Source organism: Amycolatopsis sp. VS8301801F10 (assembly GCF_046195355.1).
GTDB lineage: Bacteria > Actinomycetota > Actinomycetes > Mycobacteriales > Pseudonocardiaceae > Amycolatopsis.
This window is the reverse complement of record NZ_CP176065.1, coordinates 6,997,786-7,015,891: the sequence shown is the minus strand read 5'-3', so window position 1 is coordinate 7,015,891 and position 18,106 is coordinate 6,997,786. Positions and strand designations below refer to the sequence as shown.

The window sequence follows — 18,106 nt, the reverse complement described above, 5'->3', positions numbered from 1 at the left end:
GCAGCATGGCCGCACCCACCAGGACCGACCTGGTCACCGTGATCACCGACGACCATCGCGACGTGGAGCGGGTGTTCGCCGAACTCGAGAGCGAACCCGAGGCGGGCAACCGGAAAGACGTGGTCGACCACGTGATCGCCGAGCTGGTCCGGCATTCGGTCGCCGAGGAGCAGCTCATGTACCCGGCGGCGCGCAAGTACCTCGACGACGGCGACGAGATCGCCGACCACGAGATCGAGGAGCACGCCGAGGCCGAGAAGGTGATGAAGCGGCTCGAGCGCAAGAAGCCCGGCGAACCGGAGTTCGAGGAGCTGCTCGGCAAGCTGATCGCCGACGTGCGGCACCACATCAAGGACGAGGAGAACGGCCTGCTGCCGCGGCTGCGCGACGCGTGTTCCGCCGAGGAACTGGACAAGCTGGGCGAACGGGTGCTCGCGGCGAAGAAGGCCGCGCCGACCCGGCCGCATCCGCACGCGCCGAGCACCCCGCCGGCGAACCTGGTCCTCGCTCCGGGCGCGGCGATCGTCGACAAGATCCGCGACGCGCTGGCCGGGCGGAAGAGCTGACTGGACGGAAGAGCTGAACGATGACTGACGACGTGTTCGTGCTCGGGCTCGACGAGGAGAACGAGCGCATCCTGAAGAGACTCCCGTCGGCGGCCGGGCTGCGGTTCCGCCCGCTGCTCAGCCCCGACGAGCTGCAGCACGGCGAGATCGACTTCCCGGACCTGATGAAGAAGGCCCGCCAGCAGCTGGACGACTTCGACGGCGAGCCCGCCGCGATCGTGAGCTACTGGGACTTCCCGGCCGCCACGATGGCCCCGCTGCTGTGCGAGGAGCACGGCCTGCCGCACGTGCCGCTGCCGGCGGTGCTCAAGTGCGAGCACAAGTACTGGAGCAGGCTCGAACAGCGGAAGGTGATCGACGAGCTGCCCGGGTTCGGCATCGTCGACCTGGACGGGGACCCGCAGCCGCCGCCGGGGGTGGACTTCCCGATGTGGCTGAAGCCGGTCAAGGGATTCTCGTCGGAACTGGCGTTTCACGTGCGGGACGAACAGGGCTTCCGAGAAGCCGTGAAGGAACTGCGGGAGGGCGTCGGACGGGTCGGGGACGCGTTCGAGGACGTGCTGCGCCAGGTCGAGCTGCCGCGCGAGATCGCCGAGGTCGGCGGTGCCGCGTGCCTGGCCGAAACCGAGCTGCGCGGGGTGCAGGCGGCGGTCGAGGGGTACGTTTGGAAGGGCGAACCGCACCTGTACGCCGCGCTGGATTCGGTCGATTTCCCCGGCCGGTCCTCGTTTTTGCGGCACCAGTACCCGTCGCAGCTGCCGGACGAGACGGTCGGGCGGATGTTCGACGTCGCCGAGCGCGTGATGCGCCAGGTCGGCTTCGAGAACGGCACGTTCAGCATCGAGTTCTTCTGCGACCCGCGGTCCGGGCAGGTGTGCCTGCTGGAGATCAACCCGAGGCACTCGCAGTCGCACGCGGAGCTGTTCGAGCTGGTCGACGGCGTGGCCAACCACGAAATCATGGTCCGGCTCGGGCTCGGCCGGGAACCGGACTTCCCGCGCGGCCGCGGGCAGTACCGCATCGCCGGCCGCTGCTACCTGCGCCGCTTCGACGGCGACGCGGTGGTGACGCGGATTCCGACCGAGGCCGAGATCGCCGAGCTGTGCCGGGAACTCGGCGGCACGACGATCTCGATCACGCCGGAGGAAGGCCAGCGGCTGTCGGACCTTCCGGAGCAGGACAGCTACTCGTTCGAGCTGGCGGAGCTGGTCATCGGGGCGGACAGCCAGGACGAACTCGAGGCCAAGTACGAGAAGTGCCAGGAACGGCTGCGGTTTGAGTTCGAGGACTGACTAGGAGGGACAGACGGTGGAGGGCGACGTCGAGACGCGGTACGAGAACCAGCTGTGGAAGAACCGCGTGGAGGGGCACCAGCGCGCGGCGAACACGGCGAAGTCCCGTGAGGAAGCGGTGAAAACGGGACGGCATATGGCGAAGGCTCGACGGTCTGTCCACATTGTCCGCACGGAGGACGGAAAGGTGGCGAGCCGCGACGACTACCGGACGAGTCGTCGCGGCGTGCCGCTGCCGTTGGAATGACGCCGGGTGTTCGGCGGCGGGCTGGAGAATCCCGGCCACGAACAGCGGGCCGGGCGTGCCGGTGCGGAAAGGGCAGCGAGACCGAGGCGATCGGGTTGCCGGAGCGGGAAAACGCCGCCGTGCTCGACGAGCGCCGCCCGCGCTACCGGCGGAGGATGCGTTCGATGTGGTTGCGCGCCTGGCGTCCCTCGGGGATCTGCTGCATCAGCCAGTTGTGGAACATCCCGGGATACTCCGCGTAGTCGACGTCGATCCCGGCGTCGCGGGCGCGGTCGGCGAAGCGGCGGGCGTCCGGGAGAAGGACGTCGCGGGTGCCGATGAACAGGCTGAACGGGCCCAGCCCGGCCAGGTCCGCGTACAGCGGGCTGATCCGCGGGTCGTGCGGATCGGTGCCCTCGGCGTACATCTTGCCCGCCTCGCGCAGGCCGGTGATGCCGAGCATCGGGTCGTGTTCGTCCAATACGACCGAAATCGGGTCTTCGAGCGTCACGTCGAGCCACGGCGAGATCAGGATCGTCTGTTTCGGCTGCGGACGGCCCTCGTCGCGGAGCCGCTGCGCGACCGACAGCGCGAGGGCGGCGCCGGCGGAATCCCCGGACAGGACGGTGTTTTCCGCTGGTTCTGAACCAAGCGTTTGCTCGAACGCCGCGTGCACCATGGGAATCGTCTCGACGTTGCTGTGCCGCGGGACGAGCGGGTAGATCGGCAGCGTGACCGTGCAGCCGAGCCGGCGCACCAGGTCGGCGGCGAATTCCCAGTGGTGCGATTCGATTTCCTCGACGTACCCGCCGCCGTGCAGGTGGAAGACGTGCAGCCCGGCGTTCGCCCGCGGCCGCACGGTCCAGCACGGGAAGCCGTGCACCTCGCGGTGTTCCAGGTCGAACTGCTTGCGCAGCTTCCGCGGCGGCCGGGCTTGCGCCGGCCGCTGGTGGCGGTGCAGGCGCTGGTGGAGCACGCGGGCGTCGTCGTAGAAGGCTTTCTGCCGCGTCGCACGCAGGTACGCTTGATACAGCTGGGCTTTCATGCTGATCATGTGCGACGGGTACCCGTTTCGCTCCCACGGGCAACACCCGTTTCGGACTCGCCGGTCCGGGTACCCGGCAGGCATGATCACGCGCGCTCTTCCCTCGCTGCCGTACGAGATCATCGAGGACGAGGACGTCCGGATCCCGGTTTCGGACGGCACCCGGCTGGCGGCGCGGATCTGGCGGCCCGCCGGATCGGAATCGCTGCCCGTGCCGGGGATCGTCGAGTACATCCCGTACCGCAAGCGAGACCTGACCTCCGTCCGCGACTCGATCCACCATCCCTATCTCGCCGGGCACGGCTACGCCTGCGTGCGCGTCGACCTGCGCGGCTCCGGCGAGTCGGAGGGCGTGCTCGCGGACGAATACCTGGAACAGGAGCAACAAGACGCCGAGGACGTGCTGGCCTGGCTCGCCGACCGGCCGTGGTGCGACGGGCGCACCGGCATGATGGGCATTTCCTGGGGCGCGTTCGCCGCGCTGCAGGTGGCCGCGCGCAAGCCGCCGAGCCTCGGCGCGATCGTCATCTCGTCGTTCACCGACGACCGGTTCGCCGACGACATGCACTACATGGGCGGCTGCCTGCTGTCGGACAACATCGCCGAGTCCGGGACGATGTTCGGCGAGGCGACGATGCCGCCCGATCCCGCGCTGGTGGGGGACCGCTGGCGGGACATGTGGCGGGAACGGCTGGAAAACTGCAGTCTGTGGGCCGAACAGTGGCTGCGGCACCAGCGCCGGGACAGCTACTGGCGGCACGCCTCGGTGTCCGAGGACTACTCCGGGGTGCAGTGCCCGGTGCTCGCCTCCAGCGGCTGGGCCGACGGGTACTCCAACGCGGTCACCCGGCTGCTGGCGAATCTCGACGTGCCGTGCCGGGGGCTGATCGGGCCGTGGTCGCACAAGTACCCCCACCTCGGCGAGCCCGGTCCGGCGATCGGCTACCTGCAGGAGGTCGTGCGCTGGTGGGACCACTGGCTCAAGGGCGCCGACAACGGCGCGATGGACGGCCCGGTCCTGCGCACGTGGATGCAGGAAAGCGTGCCGCCGTCGACGTCCTACGAGGACCGTCCCGGCCGCTGGGTCGGCGAGGCGGAATGGCCTTCGCCGCACGTCCGGCCGACCGAGTACCCCTTGGCGCGGCACCGGCTCGCCCGGCCCGGCGAACCGGTCGAAGAGGAGTCGCTGAGCGTCTCGTCGCCGTTGTCGGTCGGGCAGTTCGCCGGGAAATGGGCGTCGTACAGCGCGCCGCCGGACCTGCCGTACGACCAGCGCGAGGAGGACGGCGGGTCGCTCGTGTTCGAGACGGACGTGCTCACCGAGCGTTGCGAAATCCTCGGTGCCCCGGTGGTGCGGCTGCGGGTTTCGGCGGACCAGCCGGTGGCGATGGTGGCCGCGCGGCTTTCGGACGTCGCGCCGGACGGCCGGGCGACCCGGGTCACTTACGGCCTGCTGAACCTCACCCACCGGGACGGCCACGAGGAGCCGAAACCGCTTGCGCCGGGCGAAGAGTGCACTGTGGACTTCGAGCTGAACGGCGTGGCGCAAGCTTTTCCGGCCGGGCACCGGATCCGGCTCGCACTGTCCACTTCGTACTGGCCGCTCGCGTGGCCGCCGCCAAAGCCGGTCACTCTCGCCGTGCGGACCGGCGCCAGCGCGCTGACCCTGCCGGTGCGGCCGATCGGCGAACCGGACGAGGTCGAGCCGGACGAGTTCGGCGAGCCGGAAGGGACGCCGCCGCTGCCGACCACGCAGGTGAGCCGGCCGGAGCAGAAGTGGACGGTGTCGCGGGACCTGGTGGAGTACCACTCGGCACTGGACATCGTGAAGAACTCCGGCACGATCCGCTACGACGACATCGACCTGGAAATCACCCGCGACGTGCACGAGCGCTACACGTGGGTGGCAGACGATTTCTGTTCCCCCGCCGCGGAAACCGCGTGGACGGTGACGTTCGAGCGGGACGACTGGCTGGTGCGGACGGAGACCTACACGCGGGTCACCTGCACGCCGGAGGAGTTCGTGATCGACGCCCAGCTCGACGGCTACGAGGGGGACCGGCGGCTGGTGTCGCGGAATTGGCATCGCCGGGTGCCGCGCGACCTCCTGTGACGGGCTATTCGACGAGCTGTTCGGACACCGCCCGGTCGCCGAGCGCGATGGTTTCCTTCACCGTCCCGTCGGAGACCTTGCGCAGCGCCGCGGCGGCTGTCTTGAACAGCGGCTGCTTCGACGCCGGATCCCAGTCCGTGATGGTCAGCTCGTTGGCCGCCCGGACCCCGTCCGCGCCGGTCGGGTCGGCGGTGTCCCAATAGCCGTAATGGAACGGCAGGAACAGCACCCCGTCGCGGATCCCGCACGGACGCGCCTTGGCGAGGACGCGTCCGCGCGGGGTGCGGATCTCGAGCAGGTCGCCCTCGGTGATCCCGGCGCGTTCGGCGTCCCGGCCGGACAGTTCGGCCCAGACCTCCGGGGCGGCGGTTTCCAGCTGCGGCGCGCGGCCGGTCTTGGTCCGGGTGTGGAAGTGGTACAGGGTTCGCCCGGTGATCAACGCGAACGGGTAGCCGGCGCTGGGCGGTTCCTTCGGAACGAGGTATTCGGCGGGTTTGAGCATGGCTTTGCCGTGCGGGTTGTAGTCCCGGTATTCCTCCGGCTCGACCAGTTTGCCGGTCTGCAGATCCTTGCCGTATTCCTCGCAGTAGTCCGGGTCGGCGAAGAACTTTCCGTCGGCGTAAAGCCGTTCGGTGCCGTCCGGATGGGCTTCGTCGACCGGCCATTGTACTCCGCTGACCACGCGGAGCTTCTCATAGGACAGTCCACTGTAGTCACAGGGGCGTCCGGCGGAAGCCTTTTGCCAAGCCGCGAAGGCGGATTCGGCGTCGTGCCACGGCGGGAAGGCCGCGCCGTCGCGGTCGCGTAACTCCATTCGGCGCGCGTAGTCGAGGAAGATGTCGAGATCCGGCCGTGCTTGCCCGGGCGGGTCGACTGCTTTCTCGGACAGGTGCACGGTGCGGTCGGCATTCGTGAAGGTGCCGGTTTTCTCGCCCCACATCGCCGCGGGCAGCACCACGTCGGCGAATTCCGTGGTTTCCGTGCGGAACGCGTCCTGCACGACGAGGAAAAGGCTGTCTTGGCCGAGAATCCTGCGCACCCGCGCGAGTTCCGGCAGCGACACCGCCGGGTTGGTCGCGGAAATCCACCAGAATCGCAGGTCGCCGCTTTCGGCGAGGTCGAGCATCTTCATCAGGTGGGTCGGCGGGCCGTCGTGCGGGATCTGCTCCGCCGGCACGTTCCACAGCTCGGCCAGTTCGGCCACGTGCGCGTCGTTGTTCCAGTTCCGGAACCCGGTGAGATCGCCGTCGGCGCCGCATTCGCGGGTGTTCTCGGCGGTCGGCTGGCCGTTCATCTGCAGCACGCCGCAGCCCGGTTTGCCCAGCATCCCGCGCAGCAGCACGAGATTGTTGACCTGCACCGCGGCGGCCGTCGCCTGGTGCGATTGGTAAAACCCTTGCAGCACCGTGCACAGCAGCCGGTCAGTGGTGCCGACCAGCCTTCCGGCGGCCCGGATTTCGTCCGCCGGGACCCCGCAGAGCGCCGCGGCGCGCTCCGGCGGATAGTCCCGGACGACCTTGACGAGATCGTCGTACCCCACGGTGTGCTGGTCGATCCAGGCGTCGTCGCACCAGCCGTGGTGGATGACTTCGTGGAGAATCCCGTTCATCAGCGCGACATTCGTGCCGGGCAGCGGGGCCAGATGCAGCTCCGCGGCTTCCGCGACCGGGGTTTTGCGAGGATCGACGCAGAGCAGCCGTGGCGGTTGCGGTCCGGCGAGCCGGTCGAGGATGCGGGACCACAGCACGGGTTGCGTCGCGGCGACGTTGTGCCCGAACAGCGCGATGACGTCGGCGTGGTCGACGTCGGTGTACGACGACGGCTGGCCGTCGCAGCCGAAGCTTTCCTTCAGCGCTTCGCCCGCGGTCGCGGTGCACAATCGCGTGTTGCCGTCGAGGTGGTTCGTCCCCAGCGCGCCGCGGGCGATCGCCGCCAGCGTGTAGTACTCCTCCGCGAAAAGCTGTCCGCTGGTGTAGAAGCCGAGCGAGCTGGGGCCTTCGGCGTCGAGCAACTCGCGGCTGCGTTGGACGATCCGGTCCATCGCTTCGTCCCAAGTGGACTCGCGGAGCACCCCGTGGTCGCGGACGAGCGGGGTGCGCAGCCGGTCCGGCGCGTTGTTCGCCTGCCAGCCGAAGAGGTCCTTCGGGTCGAGCCGCCCGCGGTTGACGCGGTCGTCGGCCCGGCCGCGGACGCCGGCGATGCGGCCGTCCTTCACTGCGATGTCGAGTCCGTCGCCGTTCGAGTGCAGGACCGCGGCGGTGCGGACCCAGCGGTCGACTTCGCCGACCTCCAAGCCGTCGGCGAGGTGGCAGTCCACGCGCACCGGCCAGTCCTCGCCCGGGCCGTACGGCGTGCGCGTGCCCCATGGTTCGGCGATCCCGTCCCGCACCCTGCCTCCCTTTTCCCGGCCGACCCGCCGGGGTACCCGCGCAGGCGGCGGCCAAACTCCGGGTTTCGGCCCCGCCCCCTCGGGTACGCCGCCGGGAAGAGGCGCGAAGGAGGCCTGGCAGATGACTGAGCAGCGGATGCTCGTGGTCCTGGACGAAGGTGCGACGGGCGAGGCCCCGCCGGGCTGGCGGCAGGCGGCTCCGGAGCACCGGGTCGTGCACTGCCCGCCCGACCGGGCCCCCGCGCTGCTCGAACAGGCCTCCGGCGCGAAGCCGCTGGCTGACGTGGTGGCGGGCGGCCAGTGGGTGCCGGTCGCGCTGCGGCTGGCCGAACGGTACCCGGACGCGGTGCGGTCGGTGCTGCTCGTCGGGCCGGATCCGGAGGGCAACGGCCGCGCGTCCGGCGACTGGTTCGCCGCGCACGGCACCCGCGTCGCGTCGGCCCGTGAGGCGGGCGTGGAGGTCGAGGTGCTTCCGCACGGTCCGGCGGGTGCTCCGCTGAGCGAACCGCGGGTCGCCGCGGCGGTGGTCGCGACGCTCGACCGGCTCCCGGCGGTGCGCCGCCCGGATTGGTGACTCGAGAAGGAGCGAACACAACCGGTTTGGAGGCGGCATGACCGACGAGCGGCATGCGGAGCGGAAGACGGCGAATCCGCGCCGGGCGCAGGTGGACGACGACGAGGGACGACCGCCCCGGCGGCCGGAGCCGGAGAGCCCGCTGGAGGACGAGGAGGGCCGGTCGAAGCGGGGGCATCCCCAGTCGGGCGACAATTTCCGCGGCGAAAGCTGACCGGGGTACCCGGCACAAGGCCTGGTTTAACGTCTGATCGGCGGGGTTAAGCCAGGGCGCATGAGGATCTTGCTCTGGCACGTGCACGGATCGTGGACCGACGCGTTCGTCCGCGGCCGGCACGAGTATTTCGTCCCGGCGAGCCCCGAGGGCGCCCCGTGGGGGCTGGGGCTGGCGGGACGGGACTGGCCCGCGGCGACCGAGGTCCCCGTCGACCGGCTCGCGGACGCGCGGCCGGACGTGGTCGTGCTCCAGCGGCCGGAGGAAGCCGCGTTCGTGCGGCCGCAGCTGGGCTCGCGGGTGCCGATGGTGTACGTCGAGCACAACGCGCCCCGGCACGGCGCCGCGGTGTCCCGGCATCCGATGGCCGGGCAGGACGAGGTGCCGATCGTGCACGTCACCTCGTACAACGCGCTCATGTGGGACAACGGGATCGCCCCGGTGGCGGTCATCCCGCACGGCATCCCGGACCCGGGCGAGCGCTACACCGGCGAGCTGCCCGCGGGCGCGGCGATGATCAACGAACCGCGCCGGCGCGCCCGGGTGACCGGCGCCGATCTGCTGCCCGCGTTCCGCGAGATCGCGCCGGTGAACGTGTTCGGCATGGGCACCGAGGAGCTGCCCGGCGGACAGGGCGACGTGCGCCCGCCGCGGCTGCACGACGAGCTGGCCCGGCACCGGGTGTATCTGCACACCGCGCGCTGGACGTCGCTCGGCCTGTCGCTGCTGGAGGCGATGCACCTGGGAATGCCGATCGTCGCGGTCGCCTCTACCGAAGCGCCTTCGGCGGTGCCCCCGGACGCCGGGGTGTGCTCCGCCGACATCGAAGTGCTCGCGCGGCGGTTCCGCGAGCTGGTGCACGAACCGGATTTTGCCGTTCTGGCCGGGAAAGCGGCCCGGGAACACGCCTTGGCGCACTTCGGTCTCGACGCGTTCCTGTCGCGCTGGGACCGCCTGCTGGCCGAAACCGCCCCCGCTGCGGAAGGAGTCTGATGAGGATCGCGATGGTATCCGAACACGCCAGCCCGCTCGCCGCACTGGGGGAGGAGGACGCCGGCGGGCAGAACGTGCACGTGGCGGACCTTTCCGCGGCGCTGGCGCGCGGCGGGCACGAAGTGACTGTCTACACGCGGCGCAACGACCCGAACCCGCCCGAGACGGTGGAGACCCCGGCGGGTTACCGGGTGGTGCACGTTCCGGCCGGTCCGGCGCGCCGGCTGCCGAAGGACGAGCTTTTGCCGCACATGGGGGAATTCGGCAGCTGGCTGCGCGACCGGTGGACGGAGGAGCCGCCGGACGTGGCGCACGCGCATTTCTGGATGTCCGGCGTGGCAACGGTGCTCGCCGCGCGCGAAGCCGGGGTGCCGACGGTGCAGACGTTTCACGCGCTCGGCGTGGTGAAGCGGCGGCATCAGGGCGACGCCGACACGAGCCCGCCGGACCGGATGCGGCTGGAGCGGATGGTCGGCAAGCAGGTCGACCGGATCGTCGCGACCTGTTCGGACGAGGTGTTCGAACTCGCTCGCCAGGGGGTGCCGCGGCAGCGGATCTCGGTGGTGCCGTGCGGGGTCGACCTGGACCGGTTCGGCGTCGGCGGCCCGGTCGCGGAGCGGACCGCGCCCAAGCGGCTGGTTTCGGTCGGGAGGCTGGTCCCGCGCAAGGGGTTCGACCTGGCGATCGCCGCGCTGCCGAGGGTCCCGGAGACCGAGCTGGTGATCGCGGGCGGCCCGGCCTCCGGCGCGCTGTCCCGGGACCCGGAGGCCCAGCGGCTGCGCCGCCTCGCGGAGCGGTTGGGGGTGGCCGACCGGGTGCACCTGGCAGGTCAGGTGAGCCGGGCGGAGATGCCGGCGTTGCTGCGTTCGGCGGACGCGGTCCTGTGCACGCCCTGGTACGAGCCGTTCGGAATCGTTCCGTTGGAAGCGATGGCCTGCGGAGTGCCGGTCGTGGCCGCGGCGGTCGGCGGCTTGACCGACACGGTGGTGGACGGAATCACCGGCCGCTTGGTGCCGCCGCGCGATCCGTCCCGGCTGGCGACCCGGTTGCGGGCGCTGCTGGACGAACCCGCGGAGCTGGAGGCCCTGGGGACGGCGGGACAGGAGCGGGTCCGGGCGCGGTACTCGTGGGACCGGATCGCGGCGGAGACGGTGCGGGCGTACGAGAAGGCGGCGCCGGTGGCGGCTTCCGACTGGGCTGCGGTGCGCTGACTGTCCGTGAGGGGAAGCCTGGGAGACTTTGATTCCTTCAGGGTTCCCCTCACGGACGGCTATCCGGACTTCCGCTGTGGTCCTTCCCGCAGCCCCCGCAGGCATTCCGCCGCCGCGGCGGTGCCATATCATTTCCGCTATCCGGTGTAGCGGCGCGCGACGGACTTTCGCTGCGGCTCCTCCAGCAACCGCAATCCGTGCTCGACCTCGGCCGGGACCACGGATCGCTCCCGGAGCACCCACGGCAATCCCCGCAGGCACTCCGCCACCGCGGCGAGCGTGGTCCGGTCCCGGGGCGCGGAGGCCAGCACCGCCGCGCCCCGGCGGAGGACCGAACGCCACGGGCGGCGCAACATCAGCGTCCACAAGGTGTTCCGGATCCCCAGTCCCCGCCGCCGGCGCGGGTCGCGGAGTTTCGACGGGGCGTGGTGGATCACGACGTCCTCTCGCCAGCACATCCGCCAGCCCCGCGCGGCCAGGTCGAGGGCGAGCAGTTCCTCCTCGCCGCCCAGCCACAGGCGCGGCGAGAAGCCACCGGCGTCGCGGAACGCGCGCACGCGGAACATCGTCAGCCCGGCCATCACGCCGAGCAGCGCCGGGCCCGGCATCCAGTCCGGGCCGGGCACCGGCGAGAACCGCATTTCCGGCGTGATCGGGTCCTCGCGCAGATCCGGTTCGACCAGGCAGCGGCCGGTCACCGAGCCGAGGCCGGGGTGGGCGTCCAGCACGTCGGCGGCGCGGGTGAGGGAGCCCGGCTGCCAGGTGGTGTCGTCGTCGCAGAACGCCACGTACGGCGTGGTCACCTCGCGCACCGCGAGGTTGCGCCCGACCGCGCCGAGGTTCCGGTCGAGCTTGATCAGCCGCAGGTCCGGGAAGTCGTGCGCGACCAGGTCGGCGGTGCCGTCCTCCGAAGCGTTGTCCACCACCAGAACCGGCGGCCGCTCGGGCAGCGCGACCAGGTGTTTCAGGGTTTCCCGCAGCTGTTCGCGGCGGTTGTGGGTGATCACCACAACGGACGTCCGGTCCATGTCATCCCTCCGTCAGCCGGGCTTGGCGTTCGATCGCCGCGGGCAGCACCCGGCGGCGGGCCAGCGCTCGCGGCAGCCGGACCGCGGCGGCGGGCAGCGCGGCGAGCAGGCCCGGTTCTCTCCGGGCGCGGGCGAACAGCCGCCGCAGCTGGGCCGCGCAGACGTCGGCCGGGCGGCGTTGCCAGCCGATGAGCAAGTGGTTGCGCGCCTCGGCTCGCCGCCGCCAGCCGGGCGACGGCCGGGACCGCGACGGATGATGGTGCGCGACCACGTCTTCCGCGTAGCAGAGCTGCCATCCCGCCGCGGCGAGGTCGTAGGACAGCAGCTGTTCCTCGGCGCCGAAGTGCAGCATCGGGTCGAATCCGCCGACCTGCAGGAACGCCGACCGCCGCACGATCGCGGAGCAGGCCAGGAAACCCAGCACGAGCGGGCCGGGCGCGTCCGGCGGCGTCCCGAGCGGACTTCGTTCCAGCGCCGGGTTGATGGGGTCTTCGCGTTCTTCCGGGCCGACCAGCGTCCGTCCGGTGAGGAGTCCGAGGCGCGGGTGCGTGTCGAAAATCGTTTCGGCGCGGCGGAACGCGTCCGGGGCCCACCAGGAATCGTCGTCGCTGAACGCGACGTACGGAGTCCGCGCCGCGATGACGCCCTGGTTGCGCGCGGTGGCGCCGTGGTTGCGCGGGCTCCGGATCACCCGGACCCGCTCGAAGGAAGCGGCGGTCTCGGCCGTGTGGTCCGCCGAGCCGTTGTCCAGGACGATCACCGGCGGCGGCGGGTCCATTGTGGACAGCCGGGTCAGCGTGCGCGCCAGTTCGTCGGCCCGGTCGCGGGTGGCCACGACGACGGTCGTCCGGTTCACGGCGTTTCCTCGAGCGCGCCGACGAGTTCGGCCAGCGGCCCGGGGAACGGGTGTTCGGCGGCGGCGCGGGCGCGTCCTTCCGCGGAGCAGCACCATTCGAACCACTTGTCGAGGTCGGCCCGGGTGGCGCTCGAGGGCAGGATCGCGGGCCAGCGCAGCGCGGTCGCCTGCGCGGTGACCTTGCCGCCGTGCGCGACGGGGTCGATCGCGAGCACCGGGACCCCGGCCTTCAGCCCGAGGGCGAGCCCGTGCAACCGGGTGCTGACCAGCACGTCCAACCGGGACAGCGTGCTGACGAACTGGTCCGGCGTCGCGCAGTGCCGCCAGTCGTCGGTGGCGAGGCGGGTGTCGAGCGGGACGCGGCCGCAGTCGAGGTCGCGCAGCCATTCGGCCAGCGTCGCGTGCACCGCGTCGTGCCGCCGGTCCGCGCCGTACTCGGGCTGGCCCGGCGCGAGGACCACGCCCACCACCGGCGGCGACGCGACCCATCCGGCGAAGGAAAGGTCGGCGGCGCAGGCATCTCCGTCGTCCCGGGGGAGGACCACGTCGAATCCGGTGACCGCGGGGTCCGCCGGATCGGGCACGGACACGCCGATCGCCAGCCGCCGGCACCGCGGGTAGCGCTGGTGCAGTTCTCGCAGTTGCGTGCCGCGCAACGGGCCGCAGGCGAAAACGACATGGGTGAACGCGTCCGGCGGAGCGTCGTCGAGGTGCGGGCCTTCGGGGCGGAACGCGGGGCTCCACGCGGTCAGGTGGTCGACCCCGGCTTCGGTCAGCACGTCGCTCACCGCGCGCAAACTCAGCACGTCGCCCGCGGTCGCCTCGCCGCGCCGGAAGCTCGCCCAGCCGGTCAGGAGTACTCGCATGCCCGGCGGTTACCCGTGAGTCGCGGGGGTTAACGCGGCGCTGCGCGGGTATCCGGCGCGGCATGGTTTTCTCCCACGCGGTAGTCACCGGCGGAGCCGGATTCGTAGGCGCGCGGCTGTGCGCGAAACTGCTCGAAGAAGGCACGCGAGTGACCGCGGTGGACAATCTCGCGACCGCCCGCCCCGGCGCGCTGGACGCGGTCGCCGGACATCCGCGCTTCGAACTGCTGGAGCACGACGTGACCGAGCCGATCCCGGTTCCCGGCGCGGTCGACGTGGTGTTCCACCTGGCTTCCCCAGCGTCCCCTCGGGACTACTTCCGGCTGCCGCTCGAGACCTTGCGCGTCGGTTCGGCAGGCACTGAGAACGCTCTCGCCGCGGCACGCGGGGCGCGGTTCGTTCTCGCGTCGACCAGCGAGGTGTACGGCGATCCGCTGGAGCATCCGCAGCGGGAAAGCTATTGGGGCAATGTCAACCCGATCGGCCCGCGCAGCGTGTACGACGAGGCCAAGCGCTATGCCGAGGCGCTGACCAGCGCGATGCGGCGCGGCGAAGGCGCGAACACTGGGATCGCGCGGATCTTCAACACCTACGGGCCCGGCATGCGCGCGGACGACGGCCGGATGGTGCCGTCGTTCATCGCCAAGGCGCTCGCCGGCGAGCCGCTCCAGGTCGAAGGCAGCGGACGGCAGACGCGGTCGTTGTGTTTTGTGGACGACACCGTCGACGGATTGCTCGCGCTGGCGCGGTCCGGCCATTCCGGACCGGTGAACATCGGCAACCCGGACGAGCTTTCCGTGCGGGAGATCGCGGAACGGGTGATCGCGATCACCGGCTCGGCGTCGCGGATCGTGCACGTCGACGCGGCGGTGGACGATCCGCGCCGGCGGTGTCCGGACATTTCGCTGGCGCGCCAAGCGCTCGGCTGGGCGCCGCGGGTCCCGGCGGGGGAGGGCCTGCGACGCACCGCGGAATGGTTCGCCGCGCACCGGGCCGCCGCCGCGTGAAGCGGGAGAGCCGCTTCGCGGAGTAGCGACGTCCTGGGCTTTTCCGGTGGTTTCGTTTATCCCCGACTTCGCCGGGTAGTGCTCCCGGGACGGCGGACCACCCGGGTCCGCGCCGGAGGAGAAGGGGTGAGCGGGTGCGCTTCCTGGGAATCAACGCGGTGTTCCACGACCCCGCCGCCGCGCTCGTCGTCGACGGCCGGATCGTCGCGGCGGCCGAGGAAGAGCGGTTCAGCCGGCGCAAGCACGGCAAGCAGGCGGTGCCGTTCTCGGCGTGGGAACAGCCCGGCCAGGCGGCCCGCTGGTGCCTGGAGCGGGCCGGGCTCACCGCGGCCGACCTCGACGCGGTCGGGTTTTCCTACGATCCGGACCTGGTCGAACCCGGCCTCGCCGGACACGATCCCAGCGGCGAGGAACTGCGGACCGAATTCGCCCGCCGGGCCCCGAAATTCCTGGCCAGCGAACTGCCCGGCCTGGACCAGGAGAAGGTGCGGTTCGTCCGGCACCACGTCGCGCACGCCGCGTCGGCCGCGCTGGCCGCGCCGCTGGGCGACTCGGCGGTCCTGGTCGCGGACGGACGCGGCGAAAGCACGTCGTATCTCGCCGGCGAATATCGCGACGGACGGTTCAAAGAGCTCGCCGCGCAGAAACTCCCGCATTCGCTCGGGCTGTTCTACGAGGACCTCACCGAACATCTGGGCTTCGCGCGGTCGAGCGACGAATACAAAGTGATGGCGCTGGCCTCCTACGGCGGACCGGTGCATCTCGATTACCTGCGCGAGCGCGTCTACGTGACCGGGGACGGGGGTTTCCGCACCGAACCGATCGACTGGTCCGCGCTCGCCCCGCGATGTTCTCCCGGGGAGGAACCGGCGCAGCGACACGCTGATCTGGCGTCCAGTGTCCAAAAAGTACTGGAGGAAGTACTCCTCGAGCTTGCTGGCTGGCTGCACGAACGGACCGGGCAGCGCACCTTGACCCTCGCTGGCGGCATCGCGCTCAACTGTGTGGCCAACACGCGGCTGTTCGCGGAAAGTCCCTTCGAAGCACTATGGATCCAGCCCGCCGCCGGCGACGCCGGAACCGCGCTCGGAGCGGCACTGCAGCTGGCGGCCGACGCCGGCGAGCGGATCGAACCGATGTCGGAGGCCGCGCTCGGTCGCGAGTGGACCGACGACGAGCTGGAAGCCGTTCTGCAGAAAGCGAAACTGGACTACGAGCGTCCGGACGACGTCTCGGACGCGGTGGCGGAGGCGCTGGCGGACGACCAGATCGTGGCCTGGTTCCAAGGCCGCGCCGAATTCGGCCCGCGCGCGCTCGGGCACCGGTCGCTGCTCGCGCACCCCGGCCGCGCCGGGAATCTCGAGCGGCTCAACGACGTGAAGGGCCGGGAGCAATTCCGTCCGGTGGCCCCGATGGTGCTCGCCGACCGCGCGCCGGAGATCTTCTCTCGCGGCCCGTTTCCCAGTCCCTACATGCTTTTCGTGCACGACGTCGCCGACGAGTGGCGGGAACGGCTGCCCGCGGTGACCCATGTGGACGGTACCGCCCGGGTGCAGACGGTCGACCCGGCCGGCGATCCGCGGACCGCGCGCGTGCTTTCCGGGTTCGCGGACCGGACCGGGCTTCCGGTGGTCGTCAATACCAGCCTGAATACCGCGGGGCGGCCGATGGTCGATTCTCCTCGCGACGCGTTGGAGTGTTTCGGTTCGGCTCCGGTGGATGTCCTGGCGTTGGGGCCGTTCGTGGTCCGGCGTCGCCGGAACCGCTGATTTTTCGAGGAGGTGCCGTCATGGCAGACCACTTCGCCGACTTGTGTTCGGCCGCGCGGCGACTGAGTTTCGCCACCCCGCGCCTTGCCGCGTGGGGCACGCATCTGGCCAGTGTTTTCGAAAGCGGCGGGCGGTTGCTCGCGTGCGGCAACGGCGGGAGCGCCGCCGAAGCCCAGCATCTGACCGGCGAGCTGGTCGGCCGGTTCCGGCGCGAACGCCGTCCGCTGTCGGCGATCTCGCTGCATGCCGACACCTCGGCGCTGACCGCGATCGGCAACGACTACGACGAGGCCGAGCTGTTCGCCCGCCAGGTCCGCGCCCACGGGCGGCCCGGCGACGTGCTCGTCTGCCTGTCGACCAGCGGCACCAGCCAAAACGTGGTGGCGGCGGCGAAAACGGCGCAGGAAATCGGCGTGACCACCTGGGCGTTCACCGGGCCGGCTCCGAACCCGCTCGCCGCGCTGTGCGACGACGCGGTGGCGGTCGACGCGCCGAGCGTGGCCACGGTGCAGGAACTGCATTTGGCGCTCGTGCACGCGCTGTGCGAAGCGCTGGACGACGCGCTCGGGGTGCCCGCGTGAAGCCGCTGGTAGTGGTCGGCGACGTGTTCCTCGACGTGGACGCCGAGGGCGTCGCGGAACGGCTCTGCCCGGACGCGCCCGTCCCGGTCGTCGACGTGACCAGCCGGTGGCTGCGGCCCGGCGGAGCGGGTCTCGCCGCGTTGCTGGCGGCCCGGTCGACCGCCGACGTGTCCCTCGTGACCGCGCTCGGCGACGATCGTTCCGCCCGTACGCTCGCCGCGTTGCTCGAACCGGAAGTGACGCTGGTGCCGGTCCCGTTGGAGGGCGCCACGGTGTCGAAGACCCGGGTCCGGGCGGCCGGGCAATCGCTGGTGCGCTTGGATTCCGGCGAAGGAACCGCGTCCGTCGACGGCTTGCCGGACCGCGCGGAGCAGGCGTTGCGCGGCGCCGGGGCGATCCTGGTGTCCGACTACGGCCGGGGCATTACCCGGAACCCGCGGCTGCGGGAGGTGCTGACCGAACTGGCGGCCCGGATTCCGGTGGTGTGGGACCCGCATCCGCGCGGCGCCGAGCCGGTGCCGGGCGCGCGGCTGGTCACGCCGAACGCCAGCGAGGCCACCGCAGTGGTCCCGGACGCGCTCGAAATGCCCGGCCTGCTGCGGGAACGCTGGAACGCCGAGACAATCGCGGTGACGATCGGTTCCCGCGGTGCGCTGGTGGCCGACGGCACCTCGGTGCGGCGGATTTCGGTACCGGAAGGCGCGCAGGTCAGCGGGAGCGCGACGGACACCTGCGGCGCGGGGGACCGGTTCGCCGCGGCTGCGGCGGCCAGGTTGCTGGACGGTGCGTCGGTCACCGAGGCGGTGCGCGTCGCGGTCGAGGCGGCAGCCCGGTTCGTCGCCGCGGGCGGGGCCAGTGCACTGTCCATTAAGGAGGATTCCATCGCGGAGTCCACAAAGGACTCTTCAGGGCCGGATTTCGCTGCCGGGAACGCCTTCGCGGTGGCGGAACGCGTCCGCGCGGCCGGCGGGCGGCTCGTCGCCACCGGCGGCTGTTTCGACCTCCTGCACCCCGGCCACGTAAGCCTGCTGCGCCAGGCGCGAGCCCTCGGCGACGCACTCGTGGTGTGCGTGAATTCGGACAGTTCCGTGCGCCGGTTGAAAGGACCGGGACGTCCGCTGCTGTCCGCGCAGGACCGGGCGCGGCTGCTGACCGCGCTGTCCGTGGTGGACGCGGTGGTGGTTTTCGAGGAATCGTCCCCGGTCGCGATCCTGGAACGGCTGCGGCCGGACGTCTGGGTCAAGGGCGGCGATTACGCCGAGGCGGAGCTGCCCGAGCGGGCGGTGGTCGAGCGGTACGGCGGCGAGGTCGTGCTGGTGCCGACCCTGCCCGGCTATTCGACGACGAGGCTGGTCGCCGCCGCGGCCGGCCAGTGA

17 protein-coding genes are annotated in these 18,106 nt (G+C 71.3%); 12 read left to right on the top strand and 5 right to left on the bottom strand.

Annotated features, from left to right (window positions below; genetic code table 11):
• The first annotated feature begins 5 nt into the window (after positions 1-5).
• From F9C11_RS32110 to F9C11_RS32100, 3 genes are read left to right on the top strand one after another with little or no spacing between them, the layout of a single operon-like run.
• Positions 6-566, top strand: a complete 561-nt coding sequence (locus F9C11_RS32110) for a hemerythrin domain-containing protein (RefSeq protein WP_409181104.1) — start codon at positions 6-8, stop codon at positions 564-566.
• A gap of 20 nt (positions 567-586) precedes the next feature.
• The gene (locus tag F9C11_RS32105) at positions 587-1,858 is read left to right on the top strand and encodes an acetyl-CoA carboxylase biotin carboxylase subunit family protein (RefSeq protein WP_409181103.1); all 1,272 of its coding nucleotides are present in this window, start codon (positions 587-589) and stop codon (positions 1,856-1,858) included.
• A gap of 16 nt (positions 1,859-1,874) precedes the next feature.
• Complete coding sequence (locus F9C11_RS32100) at positions 1,875-2,105, top strand: DUF2188 domain-containing protein (protein ID WP_409181102.1); 231 nt, start codon at positions 1,875-1,877, stop codon at positions 2,103-2,105.
• Positions 2,106-2,247: 142 nt separating this feature from the next.
• Here the strand turns inward: F9C11_RS32100 and F9C11_RS32095 are convergent, their stop codons facing one another.
• Positions 2,248-3,138: an alpha/beta hydrolase gene (locus F9C11_RS32095; RefSeq protein WP_409181101.1), complete on the bottom strand. Its 891-nt coding sequence runs from the start codon at positions 3,136-3,138 to the stop codon at positions 2,248-2,250.
• A 73-nt stretch (positions 3,139-3,211) separates the two neighbouring features.
• Between F9C11_RS32095 and F9C11_RS32090 the strand changes: the two genes are divergently transcribed.
• The gene (locus F9C11_RS32090; RefSeq protein WP_409181100.1) at positions 3,212-5,242 is read left to right on the top strand and encodes a CocE/NonD family hydrolase; all 2,031 of its coding nucleotides are present in this window, start codon (positions 3,212-3,214) and stop codon (positions 5,240-5,242) included.
• Positions 5,243-5,246: 4 nt separating this feature from the next.
• Here F9C11_RS32090 and F9C11_RS32085 read toward each other — a convergent pair whose 3' ends face one another.
• Entirely contained in the window at positions 5,247-7,631 is a 2,385-nt protein-coding gene (locus F9C11_RS32085; RefSeq protein ID WP_409181099.1) for a molybdopterin oxidoreductase family protein, read from the bottom strand.
• A 121-nt stretch (positions 7,632-7,752) separates the two neighbouring features.
• Between F9C11_RS32085 and F9C11_RS32080 the strand changes: the two genes are divergently transcribed.
• The 4 genes from F9C11_RS32080 to F9C11_RS32065 are packed head-to-tail and all read left to right on the top strand — an operon-like array spanning position 7,753 to position 10,623.
• Positions 7,753-8,205: a hypothetical protein gene (locus F9C11_RS32080; RefSeq protein ID WP_409181098.1), complete on the top strand. Its 453-nt coding sequence runs from the start codon at positions 7,753-7,755 to the stop codon at positions 8,203-8,205.
• Positions 8,206-8,242: 37 nt separating this feature from the next.
• Complete coding sequence (locus F9C11_RS32075) at positions 8,243-8,419, top strand: hypothetical protein (RefSeq protein WP_409181097.1); 177 nt, start codon at positions 8,243-8,245, stop codon at positions 8,417-8,419.
• Between the two features lie 60 nt (positions 8,420-8,479).
• Positions 8,480-9,412, top strand: a complete 933-nt coding sequence (locus F9C11_RS32070; RefSeq protein WP_409181096.1) for a glycosyltransferase — start codon at positions 8,480-8,482, stop codon at positions 9,410-9,412.
• Entirely contained in the window at positions 9,412-10,623 is a 1,212-nt protein-coding gene (locus F9C11_RS32065; RefSeq protein WP_409181095.1) for a glycosyltransferase, read from the top strand. Before F9C11_RS32070 ends, F9C11_RS32065 begins: the two co-directional genes overlap by 1 nt.
• Before the next feature lie 137 nt (positions 10,624-10,760).
• On the opposite strand, the gene F9C11_RS32060 is transcribed toward F9C11_RS32065, so the two are convergent.
• The 3 genes from F9C11_RS32060 to F9C11_RS32050 are packed head-to-tail and all read right to left on the bottom strand — an operon-like array spanning position 10,761 to position 13,373.
• Complete coding sequence (locus F9C11_RS32060) at positions 10,761-11,651, bottom strand: glycosyltransferase family 2 protein (RefSeq protein ID WP_409181094.1); 891 nt, start codon at positions 11,649-11,651, stop codon at positions 10,761-10,763.
• Position 11,652: 1 nt separating this feature from the next.
• A complete protein-coding gene (locus F9C11_RS32055) occupies positions 11,653-12,507 on the bottom strand; it encodes a glycosyltransferase family 2 protein (protein WP_409181093.1) in 855 nt (284 codons plus the stop codon).
• Positions 12,504-13,373 (bottom strand): polysaccharide pyruvyl transferase family protein, encoded by an 870-nt coding sequence (locus F9C11_RS32050; RefSeq protein ID WP_409181092.1) that lies wholly within the window; start codon positions 13,371-13,373, stop codon positions 12,504-12,506. The genes F9C11_RS32055 and F9C11_RS32050 overlap by 4 nt, the downstream gene beginning before the upstream one ends.
• Before the next feature lie 62 nt (positions 13,374-13,435).
• Here F9C11_RS32050 and F9C11_RS32045 point away from each other — a divergent pair, with 62 nt between their 5' ends.
• From F9C11_RS32045 to rfaE2, 4 genes are all read left to right on the top strand, one after another.
• Positions 13,436-14,380 (top strand): NAD-dependent epimerase/dehydratase family protein, encoded by a 945-nt coding sequence (locus F9C11_RS32045; protein WP_409181091.1) that lies wholly within the window; start codon positions 13,436-13,438, stop codon positions 14,378-14,380.
• A gap of 134 nt (positions 14,381-14,514) precedes the next feature.
• On the top strand, positions 14,515-16,149 hold the full coding sequence (locus tag F9C11_RS32040; RefSeq protein ID WP_409181090.1) for a carbamoyltransferase: 1,635 nt from the start codon (positions 14,515-14,517) through the stop codon (positions 16,147-16,149).
• A gap of 20 nt (positions 16,150-16,169) precedes the next feature.
• The gene (locus F9C11_RS32035) at positions 16,170-16,730 is read left to right on the top strand and encodes an SIS domain-containing protein (protein WP_409181089.1); all 561 of its coding nucleotides are present in this window, start codon (positions 16,170-16,172) and stop codon (positions 16,728-16,730) included.
• Positions 16,727-18,106, top strand: coding sequence for a D-glycero-beta-D-manno-heptose 1-phosphate adenylyltransferase (rfaE2, locus tag F9C11_RS32030; protein WP_409181088.1), 1,380 nt, complete (start codon positions 16,727-16,729; stop codon positions 18,104-18,106). The genes F9C11_RS32035 and rfaE2 overlap by 4 nt, the downstream gene beginning before the upstream one ends.

Coding starts and splice junctions, on each gene's coding strand:
- F9C11_RS32065 (WP_409181095.1), top strand. CDS start 9,412: ATGAGGATCGCGATGGTATCCGAACACGCCAGCCCGCTCGCCGCACTG.
- F9C11_RS32110 (WP_409181104.1), top strand. CDS start 6: ATGGCCGCACCCACCAGGACCGACCTGGTCACCGTGATCACCGACGAC.
- F9C11_RS32035 (WP_409181089.1), top strand. CDS start 16,170: ATGGCAGACCACTTCGCCGACTTGTGTTCGGCCGCGCGGCGACTGAGT.
- F9C11_RS32060 (WP_409181094.1), bottom strand. CDS start 11,651: ATGGACCGGACGTCCGTTGTGGTGATCACCCACAACCGCCGCGAACAG.
- F9C11_RS32045 (WP_409181091.1), top strand. CDS start 13,436: ATGGTTTTCTCCCACGCGGTAGTCACCGGCGGAGCCGGATTCGTAGGC.
- F9C11_RS32070 (WP_409181096.1), top strand. CDS start 8,480: ATGAGGATCTTGCTCTGGCACGTGCACGGATCGTGGACCGACGCGTTC.
- F9C11_RS32095 (WP_409181101.1), bottom strand. CDS start 3,138: ATGATCAGCATGAAAGCCCAGCTGTATCAAGCGTACCTGCGTGCGACG.
- F9C11_RS32075 (WP_409181097.1), top strand. CDS start 8,243: ATGACCGACGAGCGGCATGCGGAGCGGAAGACGGCGAATCCGCGCCGG.
- F9C11_RS32050 (WP_409181092.1), bottom strand. CDS start 13,373: ATGCGAGTACTCCTGACCGGCTGGGCGAGCTTCCGGCGCGGCGAGGCG.
- F9C11_RS32105 (WP_409181103.1), top strand. CDS start 587: ATGACTGACGACGTGTTCGTGCTCGGGCTCGACGAGGAGAACGAGCGC.
- F9C11_RS32090 (WP_409181100.1), top strand. CDS start 3,212: ATGATCACGCGCGCTCTTCCCTCGCTGCCGTACGAGATCATCGAGGAC.
- F9C11_RS32080 (WP_409181098.1), top strand. CDS start 7,753: ATGACTGAGCAGCGGATGCTCGTGGTCCTGGACGAAGGTGCGACGGGC.